The 14,088-nt window shown below is 58.1% G+C and carries 11 protein-coding genes; 5 read left to right on the forward strand and 6 right to left on the reverse strand.

Annotation, left to right across the window (positions count from 1 at the left end; translation table 11 throughout):
* Positions 1–5: 5 nt before the first annotated feature.
* The 4 genes from aglF to FEJ81_RS05185 all read right to left on the reverse strand — a co-directional run bounded on the left by aglF (position 6) and on the right by FEJ81_RS05185 (position 5,441).
* Positions 6–740 carry a UTP--glucose-1-phosphate uridylyltransferase AglF gene (gene aglF / locus FEJ81_RS05170; RefSeq protein WP_138244274.1) on the reverse strand — a complete coding sequence of 245 codons (735 nt, stop codon included), beginning with the start codon at positions 738–740 and terminating at the stop codon, positions 6–8.
* A gap of 161 nt (positions 741–901) precedes the next feature.
* Positions 902–2,314 (reverse strand): sulfatase, encoded by a 1,413-nt coding sequence (locus FEJ81_RS05175; protein WP_138244275.1) that lies wholly within the window; start codon positions 2,312–2,314, stop codon positions 902–904.
* A 91-nt stretch (positions 2,315–2,405) separates the two neighbouring features.
* The gene (locus FEJ81_RS05180) at positions 2,406–3,857 is read right to left on the reverse strand and encodes an oligosaccharide flippase family protein (RefSeq protein WP_138244276.1); all 1,452 of its coding nucleotides are present in this window, start codon (positions 3,855–3,857) and stop codon (positions 2,406–2,408) included.
* Positions 3,858–3,959: 102 nt separating this feature from the next.
* Positions 3,960–5,441 (reverse strand): sulfatase-like hydrolase/transferase, encoded by a 1,482-nt coding sequence (locus tag FEJ81_RS05185; protein WP_138244277.1) that lies wholly within the window; start codon positions 5,439–5,441, stop codon positions 3,960–3,962.
* A 432-nt stretch (positions 5,442–5,873) separates the two neighbouring features.
* On the opposite strand from FEJ81_RS05185, the gene FEJ81_RS05190 reads away from it, so the two are divergent.
* A complete protein-coding gene (locus FEJ81_RS05190) occupies positions 5,874–6,506 on the forward strand; it encodes an alkaline phosphatase family protein (RefSeq protein WP_138244278.1) in 633 nt (210 codons plus the stop codon).
* 35 nt (positions 6,507–6,541) lie between these two features.
* Here the strand turns inward: FEJ81_RS05190 and FEJ81_RS05195 are convergent, their stop codons facing one another.
* Positions 6,542–7,741, reverse strand: a complete 1,200-nt coding sequence (locus tag FEJ81_RS05195) for a glycosyltransferase family 61 protein (protein ID WP_138244279.1) — start codon at positions 7,739–7,741, stop codon at positions 6,542–6,544.
* Positions 7,742–7,799: 58 nt separating this feature from the next.
* Here FEJ81_RS05195 and FEJ81_RS05200 point away from each other — a divergent pair, with 58 nt between their 5' ends.
* Entirely contained in the window at positions 7,800–8,702 is a 903-nt protein-coding gene (locus FEJ81_RS05200; protein WP_138244280.1) for a glycosyltransferase family 2 protein, read from the forward strand.
* On the opposite strand, the gene aglG is transcribed toward FEJ81_RS05200, so the two are convergent.
* Positions 8,680–9,618, reverse strand: a complete 939-nt coding sequence (gene aglG, locus FEJ81_RS05205; RefSeq protein WP_138246718.1) for a glucosyl-dolichyl phosphate glucuronosyltransferase — start codon at positions 9,616–9,618, stop codon at positions 8,680–8,682. The genes FEJ81_RS05200 and aglG overlap by 23 nt on opposite strands.
* Positions 9,619–9,790: 172 nt before the next feature.
* On the opposite strand from aglG, the gene FEJ81_RS05210 reads away from it, so the two are divergent.
* The 3 genes from FEJ81_RS05210 to FEJ81_RS24510 all read left to right on the forward strand — a co-directional run bounded on the left by FEJ81_RS05210 (position 9,791) and on the right by FEJ81_RS24510 (position 14,015).
* Positions 9,791–12,718, forward strand: a complete 2,928-nt coding sequence (locus tag FEJ81_RS05210; protein WP_138244281.1) for an oligosaccharyl transferase, archaeosortase A system-associated — start codon at positions 9,791–9,793, stop codon at positions 12,716–12,718.
* A 101-nt stretch (positions 12,719–12,819) separates the two neighbouring features.
* Entirely contained in the window at positions 12,820–13,761 is a 942-nt protein-coding gene (locus tag FEJ81_RS05215) for a DUF368 domain-containing protein (protein ID WP_138244282.1), read from the forward strand.
* 119 nt (positions 13,762–13,880) lie between these two features.
* Positions 13,881–14,015 (forward strand): DUF7503 family protein, encoded by a 135-nt coding sequence (locus tag FEJ81_RS24510; protein ID WP_463605661.1) that lies wholly within the window; start codon positions 13,881–13,883, stop codon positions 14,013–14,015.
* Positions 14,016–14,088 lie beyond the last annotated feature (73 nt).

Genomic DNA, 14,088 nt, shown 5'->3' on the forward strand with positions numbered 1-14,088 from the left:
CGTCGTTACTCGGTCGGCACCGCGACTTCAGCGTCACCCAGTCGCTCCTCGGCGCGGTCCTTATCGTCCGGGTAGCCCACGTCGATGCGCCAGCCGTCCATCCGGATCGCGTCGATGGTCCGCCCGGACTGGATGAGGAGATCGATCGCGTCCGGCAGTTCGTACTCGCCTCGAGCCGAGGGCTGGACGAGGTGACACGCGTGGAAAATCTCCGGCGTGAACGTGTAGAAGCCGGTCATGACGAGATTGGACGGCGGATCGTCGGGTTTCTCCATCACTTCGACGATCTCCCCGTACTCGTTCGTATCGAGGACGCCGTACCTCGAGGCCTCCTCGTAAGGGACCTCCTCCACGAGGAACGCGGCGTCGGCCCGTTCCTCCTGCTGGCGGTTGATCACGTCGCCGAGGTTCGCCCGGAAGACGTTGTCTCCGAGCATGAGCATGAAGTCGTCGTCGATGTGCGGTTCCGCCTGCAGGATCGCGTGGGCGAGTCCGAGCTGCTCGCGCTGATGGGCGTAGGTGATCGGAACGCCCTCGTATTCGTCGCCGTAGCGTTCGATTATCTTCTCTTTCATGTAGCCGACGACGAGGACGAATTCGGTCGCACCGACCTCGATGAGGTTGTCCATAACGTCCTCGATGAGGGGTTTCCCGTCGACCTCGACGAGGACCTTCGGCTTGTCTTCGGTAAGCGGCCGGAGGCGAGTTCCCTTTCCCGCGGCCAGTACGACTGCTTGCATATGCTCACCGATTATACTTGAGTGTTATATGTCTTCGGGACGGCTTGCTCGGGACTCGACCGGAGCGGGGATCGTTACTGCCCTGTCTGCACGGTACGGAGCAGAACTCGAACGCGATTCAGATAGAATCAATAGCTACTGAACAGTCCCTGTCTCGAAGGCTACTGAATGTATCCGAGATCGTTCAGTCGCTGTTTGATCGAGTCGGATGCGTGTTGTGTGCCGGAAACGACATCGGCCGGCTGGAGAGCCGAAACGGTTTCCTCTATCAGAGGTCGGTCGGCGCCACCGACGACGGATCGCTCTCGAGCGTTCTGGATCAGGACGCACGCATCCCGATCGCCATTGCGTGCATCCTTTCGAACGGCCCCATCTTGGGTGCTGTACACCGCGTGCCACGGGCCGAAGTACGGCTCTCGGTCGTCCGGTTCAAGCGGAAGTTCATCACCTGGTTCCTGCATCCGATACGTCGAAGTGACGACGGGGTCGTCGCTCTCGAACGTTCGAGGATGGCCCTCAACGTAGGCGCGCACGACATCGGGGAACCGGGTTAGCGAAACAGGAGCATCGATAGTCAACCCACTATTGTCGTCGGGTGTACTAACGAGAAGTGGAACGTGTGTTAGCTCCTCGTTGATCCCGAAATTATGATCGATAAGCCGTATCGGTGTTCCGAGCTCGCACGGTTCTCCGAATCCCTCCCCGTGATCGGACGTAATAACGAGTACGGTTTCAGAAAGGTCGTTGCGGGCCTTCAGCGCCTCAATCAATTCGCCGACGATCGCATCGGCCTGCCGTATGCACCCATCGTACAGTGACTCGAATGCTCCGAGTTGCCACCACGGACGATTGCCCAAAAACTCACGTAACAACGGCTCACTGATCCCCTCGTGGAGACTTCGGAGTTCCGAACTGCTCCATCGATCATACCTCGTCGCCGGAAGGTATGGATAGTGGGCGTCCATGAGGTTTATACACGCCGCCCACGGGTCACTCCGGTCGTCGGTCCACTCGAGAAACGATTCGATATGCTGGCGGCTCTCGTCGTGATCAACGGTCGGTCCCCGAATTTGTTCGATCTGGTCGCTAGCACCGTTGTATAACGATTTGATCGGGTGATCACTGCTGAGCGCGGCGGTAAGATACTCCGTTTTTCCGGTCGCGCCGCTCAGTTCATCGGGTGACAACGCATTAGGAAACGGGTACGTCGAAGACGACGGTCCATCGACATCGTCGAACGGCCGTGCAAGCGAGGACGCTTCGGCGACGACAGTGTTGGACGTAAAGAGACCAGTTTGATACCCTTCCTCGGAAAGTTCCTCCCAGATGGTCGTTCCCCGCTTGAGTTCCGCCGTGTGATCTACGGCACGGTGTTCAGCAACCTCGTATCCAGTGAAGAGGCTCGCGTGGCTCGCGATGCTATGAATGCCCGGTGAGCGCGCCTGCGTGTACACCGTCGCCTCTGACGCAAACTCCTCCAGATTCGGTGTCGTCTCGTTGTAATAGCCGTGAAGGCTCGTATTCGCCGCTCGAACGCTATCGAGAACGACGAGGAGAACGTTAGGCGATGTCATATACTATCTTCGTCGACAGCCTGATAAAATCCTCTCGGTAACAGGGTGCCACATTATCTCCAGTTCGGATGCATATATCCGATCGCACACGTCAGGTCCAATCCAGCGGGAGATCGATTGGAAGGTTCTGATCGACAGTCAGCCGGAAGTGAGCGGAGATGACGATGAGGGTCGTGAAGTAGACGACCGAGCCGAGTCCAACGAGCGCTAGCACGACGGCGATATTACTGCTGAGATTTACGTATTCTGCCTCGAACCAGAGACCAGCGTAGACGAAGAGGCCCATGATTCCTGCCGCGATCCACTGTCGTCCGATCTCTCCGACGGGAACGGAGAATTCGACCAGTGACGAGAGAGAAATGTAGGCGATGACGAGACTAATGGCGACTGACGAAGCAGTCGCCGCCGCCGCACCGACAACACCGAAGATCGGGATCAAACTGACGTTTAGAAGGACGTTCGCCCCGATGAATACAGCGTTGATTTTGAAGGACACGTCGGGCCTGTCGATCGCGTCGAGCGTCATCGTGAACTGTCGCTGGTACCCCTGAATCAACGTCGCGACGATGAGAACTGAGAGAACGGTCGCTCCTTGCGTGAACTCCTCGCCGTACACTCGGAGTAATTGCTCACCGAGCAGCGTTCCTCCGACGAGCCCCGGAATGAGGATCAACCCACCGTACGTGAGCGCAGCCTCGAATAGTTCCGCGACCGATTCTGAGTCGTCGTCCGCCGAGAGCGAACTCATCTCGGGGAACAGCGTTTCGCTCAGTGAGCCGCCGAACAGTATCAGAAACACCGCAATGTTCCAAGCCGCCGTGTAGATTCCGACGAGCGACGACGACACGAAGAACCCGAGGACGGCGACGTCAACCCAGTTGAACGCGCGCGAACGGATCTCGCCGAGCCACGAGTACTCCGCATAAGAGACGATCCGGCGGTAGTGTTCCACCGTCGGGAGCGAGATCGAGTCGAAATGACGAATCGCTATCCAGAGCCCGAGTACGGAGACGAGTGCGTACCCAGCAGTATACCCGATGAAGAGACCGGTTATCTGGAACCCAGCGAGAATGGCTCCGATTTGGACGAGACTCCGTGTTCCGGTCCGAATCGGATTGAAGATACCCGAGATGTGGACGAGGTGTTGTCCGCTCAGTATCGAGTTTACGGATGACTGAACGAGATTCACGAATAAGAACAGTACCACGGCTGCCGCGGCAGGGTATCCGATGTAGTCGTTTATCTGTTCGCGAAAGAGCAGGGTGAGTACGGAGACGATCAGGAAGAGGGCGAGGACGATCGTCCCGCCGGCGATCGTGTAGGCCGCTTCGTCCTCGCCCTCGCTGACGCGTTTGTTGATCGCACTCGGAACGCCCATTTTCACTGCGATTCCGAGCCAAGAGACCGTCGAGAGCACGAGATAATAGATACCGAGCGTCTCGGAACCGAGAAATCGAGCGATAAATATCGTCGCGACGAACCCAAGCATGGATGCCAAAAACCGGGAGGTGAAATGAACGATCGATGTCTGGCCCAGTCGCATACGCCTACCGGTGGGCGGGAAGGCAATAAGGCCTCTTTTTCGATACTAACAGCGAAGTACTCGAGACATAATTCACGCGTTGTTCTCGGTTGCAGCCGTTATTTACGCCTTGTATCCGAGTTCGTGTAATCGCTGCTCGACCTCGGCGTCGATATCTCCGTCGGCTTCCGTCACGTCGACTCGGTCTAAGGTTTCAACGGACGATTCGACAAGTTCCCGGTCCGCGAGTCCTCTCGCCGCTCGCTGATCGTGTCTCGTCGATTCGAATCGAACTTGGTCCTCACGACGAATGGCGTCAACTACCGTTCTGTCACCTTGTTCGTGGCAGACTGCATGCCACGGCCCGAAGTACGGTTCCCGCTCGCTCTCCGGCAACGGTAACTCCGTTGCTGGCTCCTCGAGTCGGTACGAACTCGTGATCGTATAGCCGTCGTCCGGAACGAAACTCCCTCTCTCACCGTCGATGACGCTTTTCACGACTGACGGAAATCGAGTTAACGACGCGGGTTCGGTTACGGTTTCGCCTGCCGTCTGTCCGGGATACTTGACCACCAAGGGAACGTGAGCGAGTTCGTCACCGATCCCCCAACTGTGGTCGATCAGACGTACTGCGTCGTTCACGACGCTGTACTCTCCGAACCCCTCGCCGTGGTCGCTCGTCACGACAACTAAGGTGTCCTCGAGTTCGTTCGCCGCCTCGAGTCTGTCGAGCAATTCGGCGAGGTACGCGTCGGCTTGCCTGATGCAGCCGTCGTACAGACTCGTACACGCTTCGAGTTCCCAGAACGGCCGGTCGCCGAGGTATTGGGTCGTCAGCGGCCCGCCCATTGCCTCTCGATGGAGGTCTTGGAGGACATCGCCGCCCCACCGGTCGTACTTCTCCTGTGGCAAGTACGGATAATGAGCGTCCATGAGATTGAGACACGCCGCCCACGGGCCGTCGTTCGACTCTCGCCACTCGAGGAACTCTTTGACGTACTCTCCCCCGTGTTCTCTCTCCGGATCGTGTGCCGCGCTCGAATTGCCGAACTCCCTCGCTAACCCGTTCGCGATGGCTTTGAGTGGTGACTCGCTCTCGAGACACGCTCGAACGTACTCGATGTAACTCGGATTTCCCGAAACGTGTTCCGGACCGAGCGCATCCGGAAATACTAGTTCATCACGTTTCGGTCCCACAACGTGGTTAAAGAACGTCGAAAGGTTCGAAGATTCAGAAACGATCGCGTTTGGTGTGAACAGTCCAGTCCGGTACCCGTCGTCAGCTAGCTCTTCCCAAATCGTATGTCCGGACGCTAAATTCGCACTATGCGACGTAGCCCGATGCTCGGCCACGTGATAGCCGGTGAAAATACTCACGTGACTCGAGATGCTGTGAATACCGGGTGATTTCGCAGTTGTATAGGTCGTCGATCGGGTTGCAAACTCGTCCAGACGTGGTGTTGTCTGTCGCGGATAGCCAAGATGGCCCACGTTTTGGGCACGAACACTGTCGAGAATAACGAGAAGAACGTTCGGCTGATCCATACGTATGGGTTCGGACGGGCATATTTGTATACTTCGGTAGGTGGAATATACACCTGCCATATTATACACGAGGAAATACTAAAGAAATTAGAACCCTATCTGACGCATTCCGTTAGTGATAAACAGGTGCAAATCACTTCACCACTAATGACAGTTAGCTTTACAAAGTTGTTCTCTCAGAGTATATCGAATTTCCGGGAGACGGATAAACCGCTGTTGTCACGTGTTTTCCGACCGATCTATTATATCTACGTCGCGTTCCTTCTCAGTATCACGAAGTAGTATCCGTACGGAACCAACATTTTCGAACGTGATTGGGATGCGCTCATCATTCTCGACGCCTGTCGTGTTGATGCATTACGGGAGGTCGCCGACGAGTACGAGTTCCTGACCGTCGACGACTCGATAACCTCAGTCGGGAGTACGTCTTTCGAATGGATGAACCATACCTTTGACGCCGAATATCGGGACGAGATTCAGGATACCGCATACGTGACCGGAAACGGGTATACGGAGCGGGTACTCGATAACGGCGGCGATACGGGACACGCAGCGATGCCGTTCGGACCATCCGAGTACGATGTCGTCAGTCCCGAGGACTTCGGTTATCTCGAGGAACTCTGGCGGGTAGAGTTTGACGACTCTGCTGAGTGGATGGTCGGGAGTGAGGATGGCACTCGTGTTCACCCACGCTATACGACCGACCGTGCAATTGCGGCAGGCCGAAATCGTAGCACTGACCGGCTGGTCGTCCACTACATGTATCCACACGATCCCTATCCACTGGCCGATGATCCCGACCTACAGGAACCGTTTGATGCGCTCAGAGCGGGACGCGTCGATCGCGACGAGACGTGGGACGAATACCTACAGAACCTTCGGTTCGTGCTCGATGAAGTCGAAGTTTTGCTCGACAACGTCGATGCTGACAATGTCGTGATCACTGCAGACCACGGAGAAGCATTCGGGGAGTATAGCTTCTACCGACACGTTATCGGTTGTCCACTGCCGTGTATGCGAACCGTCCCGTGGGCCGAGACAACCGCTGCGGATACCGGGAATATGAACCTCGTGCTCCAGCACCACAGTCGGCTACCGAAACGGCGACCGCCGAAGAGCGATTAGAAGATTTGGGTTATTTGTAGCGTTACCGGTACGGTCTACGTTCTTATGGTCGTCTGGAGTCTTTCAGCAAGCGTGTCGGTATCAACACGAACATCAACGCCGACCTGCTCACACTGGACGTACCGGTATTCGTGATCCATGCTCGCGGCCAGTCGGTCAAACGTAGCCATCGTCTTGTCTCCAAACAATTCAATCACCGTGAGATCGTCGCCGTATAGGATGTTCGTCAGCCCTGCACCGTGGGGTGCAACGACGACGTCAGCACGACGGAATAGGTCGATCTGTTCACGGACGCTCAACTCGCCGAGGAGATACGTATTGACGTTGTACTCGTCTAACACACGTTGAACCGCGTCTCTATTCGAGACGCGTCGTACCGTTGCATCGCCGCGTGCGATGTAGATCCGGTTACTCCGTTCCTCATCGGAACCGCCATCGCGTACAGTGCCATCACGCATCCGATTACGCATCCAGAAACACTCCTCGGGGATGGGGTCGGGAAACGTTGGAACGACCAACGAATTCGCCTTCGCGACCCCACCGTCAAAACTGGCGATCTCTCCGGTATAATCGATGATATCGAGCGATTCCTTCATCCAGCTTGAACAGTCAGCTGGGACAAGCAGCGTCGGATAAATCCCCGTTTCGGAGCCATATCGCTCGAGGAGGCGAACGCGCAAGAGACACTCTACGGTCCAATGGTAGTAGTTGTTCCACGGCGGGACGGCAAACGCAACTGTGTCGAATCGCCGATCCGGTTCTCCATCGCCACGGAGTGCATCGAGAGTTCGCCGAGCACCGTTCTCCGATATCGACCGTGCGATAGTAACACCGGTTCGTCGCTGTGTGAGCGGCGGCGTTCCGACGGTGTCGGCGATGACGGTTCCCTCCGCAGTGAGACCAGGACCGACGGGACCGAGTAGCATCGCATCCGGGAACTCGCAAACGAATCTATTTCCGGGTTCGTACTGCTCAGGCGTGTCGAGTCCCCGGAATCCGGTTGGTCCTTTGAGTCGCATCGGTTCGTTGTATTCTTCGTATTCGAGACATTCCGACCGATTCCGTACGTCGTCGCGGTATAGTATATCAACGCGCTTTTCGAGAAGATGCTTGTATACGGTTCGATAGAGAAGAAGATCATCGACCACAAGATCACGCCCCTCGGAGATGAGTTCCGCTGCTCCGTCTTGCCGAACCTTACGGACCGCACGACCCGGGACGTTACTGAGATCCATCTTCGTTGAGATTTCTATCAGGAACGCTTTTAACAGCACCGGGATATAGCCGTCTTGTATGCCGTCGTCTCCTCTCGTTTCGTTTATTATCCCAGTTTATAACGATCCGAACGGCCTCCGTGATACGTTGGAATCAGTAACAAGTCAGCGAGATGCTCCGCCGTTCGAAGTCCTCGTTGTCGACAACGACTCGACGGATGAAACGCCGGCGATTATCGATGCGTTCGAATCGGAATACCCCGACGTGGTGTCCGGATATACCGAAACGGATGTCCAGAGTTCGTACGCGGCAAGAAACACTGGTCTCGAACGCGCGACCGGAGACATCATCGCATTCTTAGACGCGGACGAAACCGTCGGCAAGAACTGGCTCGAAACAGCACTCGAAGCGAGGAACGAACAAGATGCCGCGTACCTCGGATGTGCCGTTAAGCTGACTCTCGAGTCGGAGACGCTCGTCGGTCGGTACAATTCTCGAACCGGATTCCCGGTCCAAGCGTATCTGCAGGAAGAGAATTACGCGCCGACGTGTGCGCTCCTCGTCCGGCGCGAAGTCTTCGAGGATGTCGGTGCGTTCGATAGTCGGCTGATTTCGGGTGGCGACATCGAGTTCGGACACCGAGTCGCAGCCGCGGATTACGTGCAGGGATATGCAGAAGATGCCACTGTCAGCCATCCTGCACGGACATCCCTTGAATCGATCGCGAAGAAGAACTTCCGAGTCGGTCGCGGGTTCTGTCAGAAACAGCGATACTACCCGGATCGATATGGCCGACCGGGAATACCACCGACACCGACTGGTTCCGGGAGTAGCGACCATGGAGACGAACCGGACTCCATCGCAACGCGCGTAGCGTTCACGATACTTTCGGTAGCGATGCTAGCGTGTCGCGGATTGGGCTACTACTACGAGTTTCTGTTCGGCACAGAACAGATGGCTACGCATTCGCTTTCTCGATGAGATTCGGTGTTAGAATCGCGTATAGGTAACCGAGCCCAACAGCACCCGTGAAGAGAACAATCGATAGCAACTGCTTCGCTCCGAATGTTGACGGTGATCGAACCAAACTACGAATTCGCCTCGGAATGAAGTGTGTTAGCAATTGCTTCAGATAGTCTCCCTTATCATCGGGGGCGTTTGGATAGAGGAGATCCATTATCCGTTTCGAGTACCCTTGCCAGAACGATCGGAACACGAGCCACCGAAGGTCACCGCGATAGTCGAACAACTTGTGGTGGACAACCGCGTCTTCGGTGAAAATCATCCCTTTGCCGTATCGCTCTAATAACCGAATTCCGACCGGTGCCTCGTGGGCCTGTAAGTGCTGGTCTCCTTTCCTGCCTGTATTGGGATCATAGCCGCCGACCGTCAAGAATACTGGACGACGGTAAGAGATGTTCGATCCGTACGTGTTTCGGACTTCTTCTTTATCTTCAGCGAACCCAGGCTCTACACAGCCGACGAGCCAATAGAACTCCTCCGGAAAGAAGTCGGGTTTCTCCGTCACCCACTCAGGTACGACGTCGCCACCAACTGCGATGGCGTCAGTTTCGTCGTAGACTCGAGCCAGTTCGGCCACCCAATCGTTCTCGGCGACGGCGTCGTCGTCGATAAACGCGACCACGTCTCCGGTCGCGATTTCGGCACCCCGCGTTCGACTGTACGAGATCCCGTGATTCTCGTCGTTACAGTGGAGGACGACGTCGTCGAGACCACCGTAGTCCTCTCGGACGCGTTCGAAGACCGGTTCGTTGCCGTCAACGACGATCACGACCTCGAGCGGGTCGTACGTCTGTGCGAGGACGCTATCGACGCACTCCGAAAAGACATCGTAGCGTTCCATCGCGTAGGTACAGATAACGACGGAGACCTTCATCGGAGACGGATTTCGGTGAGGCCTGAATAAGCTTTTTCGTTCACACGAGTCCGTTGGCGCGACGATCACGGATCCCTGAGAGTCCGCGAATCGGCCGCGTTCGACGACCGGATATCAAACACTGACGAGTATATAACAAGACTTATTCTTGGCTTGGGTCTGGTGCAAGCTAATGAGTACCGACACAGAACGCGTCGAGGACGGAACCGAAACGTCCCTCCTCGAGTCGTTCCGAGACTGGTATCACCTCCCCGTTCTCGGGGCCGTGATGCTGTTTATGGTCTGGTTGCGAACCCAGTCGTACGAGCAGTTCGTAACAGATGACGGAACGCCCGCGCTGGCGGGCATCGACTCGTGGTATCACTGGCGGACGATCAACTGGACGGCAGAAAACTTCCCGCAGACGATGCCCTACGAGGTCTGGACCGGGTTCCCGACCGGAAATTACGTCGGCCAGTTCGGCACGCTGTTCGACCAACTCATCGTCACCGCGGCGATGATCGTCGGGCTCGGTGATCCGTCGGCCGAGACGCTGTATACGGTCTCGCTGCTTGCGATTCCGGTCATGGCCGCACTCGTGGCGATTCCCGTCTTCTACGCCGGTCGGCGGCTCGGCGGCACGCTCGGCGGCATCGTTTCCGTGCTCGTCCTCGCGCTCGCGAAGGGGCAGTTCCTCTCGCGGTCGACGGTCGGCCAACTCGACCACCACGTCGGCGAGGTCCTGTTCATGGCGATCGCGATCCTCTCGATGATGGTCGCGCTCACCGCGGCCGAACGCGAGAAACCGATCTACGAACTGGTCGTCGACAGGGACTGGGACACGCTCCGAACGCCGGCCCTCTACAGTGGCCTCGCCGGACTCGCACTCTCGCTTTACATCTGGGTCTGGCCGTCGGCCGTGTTGCTGATCGGTATTCTCGGTGTCTTCTTTACCGTCCAACTCTGCCTCGACTACCTCCGCGGCGTCTCGCCGGACCACGTCGCATTCGTGGGCGCGGTGAGCCTCGGTGTGACCGCGATTCTGACGGTGCTCCTGATGGAGCAACCCGGTAGCACGAGTTCGACGAGCTTCGGACTCCTCCAGCCACTTACGGCCTTCCTCGTGGCCGTCGGCTGTGTCTTCATGGCGTGGCTCGCCCGCCAGTGGAACAACCGCGGCCTCGAGCGACGGTATTATCCCGTCGCGATCGGCGGCCTCATCGGTGCGACGCTGCTGGTGATGTGGCTCGCCCTTCCTGGTCTGTTCGATACGATCATCGGTAACGCGACGCGTCGAATGTTACCGTTCGGCGGGGCGACCACTGACCTCACCATTCAGGAGGCCCAGCCGCCGGAGGACTTCTTCAACAGCGTCTTCCGAGAGTTCGGGTCCGCGTTCTACACGATGCTCATCGGACTCGCGTTCCTCGCGATCCGGCCGCTCTTCGGTCGGAAGCTCCGTGCCGAACACACGCTCGTCATCGTCTGGTCGCTGTTCCTGATCAGCATGGCGGCGACGCAGGTCCGCTTCTCGTACTACCTCATGCTCGCGGTCGCGATCGTCAACGCCGCGTTCGTCGCGGAGGTCGTCGGGCTTTTCGACATCGATCTCACGACGAACCTCGAGTCGATCCGATCGATCGAGACCTATCAGGTCATCGTCGTCGCACTGGTCGTCTTGCTCCTGTTCGCACCGCTGCTGCCGCCGCTGGCGTCGGCGACCGCTTGGGACAGCGCCGAGGGCGCTCAACCGGGCGGTAGCGCGGTCATCTGGGAGGATTCGAACCAGTGGCTACAGGACAACACGCCCGCACCGGGGAACTACGGCGGTGCGAACAACGCCAGCGAACTCGACTATTACGGGACGTACACTCCCGGAGACGGTGACTACGAGTATCCCGACGGCGCGTACGGCGTCATGTCGTGGTGGGACTACGGCCACCTGATAACGACGCAGGGCGAGCGGATTCCACACTCGAATCCGTTCCAGCAGAACGCGCGATCGTCGTCGGCGTTCCTGACCGCAGAGTCGGAGGAACGAGCGGAGCTGATCCTCGATGCGATCGCGGCCGGCGAATCCGTCTCGGAGCAGTCTAACGAAGAGCTCCGGACGGCCGTCGAGGGCAACGAGACCGACGAGGAGATGCGATACGTGATGATCGACGACCAGATGGCCGGCGGGAAGTTCGGCGCGATCACGCAGTGGACGGGGCCTGACTACAACCACTACGTCACCCCCGAAGACTACGAATCGGGCCAGCAGATCTCGCGGGACGAAATCGCCAGCACGTTCAGCAACGTGCCGTACGACAACACGACGATGTCGTCGCTGTACTTCGGCGACGCTGCGGGCATGGAGCACTACCGGCTCGTCCACGAGAACGACATTCGGATGTCGGCGTACGTCAGTTACGCGATCGTCGATCCCCAGAACGATCAGGTCCTGCTCGACGAGAACGGGCAGCCCCAAGTCGGGATCAACCGAGCGTGGAACCAGCAGACGCAGGCCCAGCTTCAGCGGATCCAGCAGTATTCCCAGTACGATGTCGAAATCTTCGATCAGAAGCAGGCGGCCGCGGTCAAGACCTACGAGCGCGTCGACGGCGCGACGATCACGGGCTCCATCGACGAGGGAAGCCTGAACGATACCGACAACGCCACGGTCTCGGCCTCGGTCGAACTCGAGACCAATGCCGATCGAACGTTCAACTACACCCAGCGAGCCGACGTGGCCGACGACGGCAGCTTCGAACTGACGGTGCCGTACGCGACGAACGACGAACTCAGCGTCGACGACGGCTACACGAACAGCAGTGTCGAGGCCACCGGCGACTACAACGTCAGCGTCATCGCGCCCGGCGAGCAGGGCTTCCCCGCCGTCCAGTACAGAGGACAGACGGACGTTCCCGAAACGGCGGTCGTGAACGGCGAGACGATCGACGATGTCGCCTTCGAGGAAGTCGAGTCCGAGGAACCGGCAGGGAACGAGACCGACAGTAACGAGTCGACCGGCAACGAAAGCGAAACCGCATCCGGCGACTCCGGATCGACCGACGACGGAACGGCCGATAACGGGACCAGCGAGTCGCTCGCGACGGTCGCGGCTGAGCCGGCTCACTGACCCTGACGAACTGACTCGTTGCCGCTCGAGTCACGCGGTCGTCTTCGGGCGACGAACGAAGTGAGAAGTCTTTTGATGGGGTCCGAAATACGTCTCGAGGAATGCGGGAGTTTCTCGTCGTGTATCTCAAGGGGTTCTCGATGGGGTCGGCGGACGTCGTCCCCGGGGTATCGGGAGCCACGATAGCGCTGATCCTCGGCATCTACGATCGGTTGATCCGAGCGATCACGGCGATCGACCCGCGCGCGTTCCGGTCGGCGGTGCGCGTCTCCGAGCCGGCGGAGCGAGCGGCGCTCCGCGCGGAACTCGAGCGGATCGACGCGACGTTTCTGCTGGCACTCGGGCTGGGAATCGGGACGGCGATCGTCGTCCTCTCGGAGGTGCTGTACACCGCGGTGACCGAGTATCCGGTCCCAACCTACGGCTTTTTCTTCGGGCTGATCGCCGCATCGGCGTTTATCCTCTATGGTGAGATTGATCGTTGGACCGGCCGCCGCGTCACCGTCTCAGTCGCGGGTATCGGCCTCGCTGCTGCGGTGACGGGTGTGACGCAAGCCGGCGTGTCACACGGGCCGGCGATGATCGTTCTGGCGGGTGCCGTTGCCGTCTGTGCGATGATTCTCCCCGGCGTCTCCGGCTCGCTTTTCTTGCTGATACTCGGCCAGTACGAGTTCATCACGGGGACAGTAAGTGCGTTCGTCGACGGACTGTTCGGCCTGCTCACGGGCGAGGGGCTCGCTTCGGTCTTCGAGACAGGAACGGTGATCGTACTCTTCGCGCTGGGAGCGGTCGTCGGGCTGTTTACGATGGCACACGCCGTGCGCCGCGCCCTCGAGCGCTATCGAGTGACGACGCTGGCGTTTCTCGTGAGCTTGATGGTAGGCGGGCTTCGGCTCCCGGCCACGGAAGTCTCGTCGAACCTCGATGCAGCACTGAGAGCGGATCTCGCGGTGGCCGTTGTCGCGGGTATCGTCGGTGTCGGAACCGTCTTGCTGGTTGATCGATATACCGACGGACTCGAGTACGCTAAGCCCCATCGGTAGCGTCGAGAGTCGTTTTGGTTGAAATCGTCGTCGAATCCGAATCTTCGTTCAATTATAATAATTCATATACGTAAGTATTAGATAAATTTATTTCTGCCGGTGACAACCGTTGGAATGTGATGTCCGCGACAGACAGCATGAAGGATTACCTCGCACAGCACCCACGAATGATCGGCGCCCTGTTCACGATGTTTGTCCTGCTCAGTCAAGCCGGATCGGCCATAGCGACGAGTTCGTCACAGGTCGGACCGTAACAGCGGACTACTCTTGACAGTCGACTGTTTTCGAAGAGAGAGAACGGAGGAAAGCGGTTCGTAGACGGTTCCT

This window comes from Natrinema versiforme (assembly GCF_005576615.1).
Taxonomy (GTDB): Archaea; Halobacteriota; Halobacteria; order Halobacteriales; family Natrialbaceae; genus Natrinema; species Natrinema versiforme_A.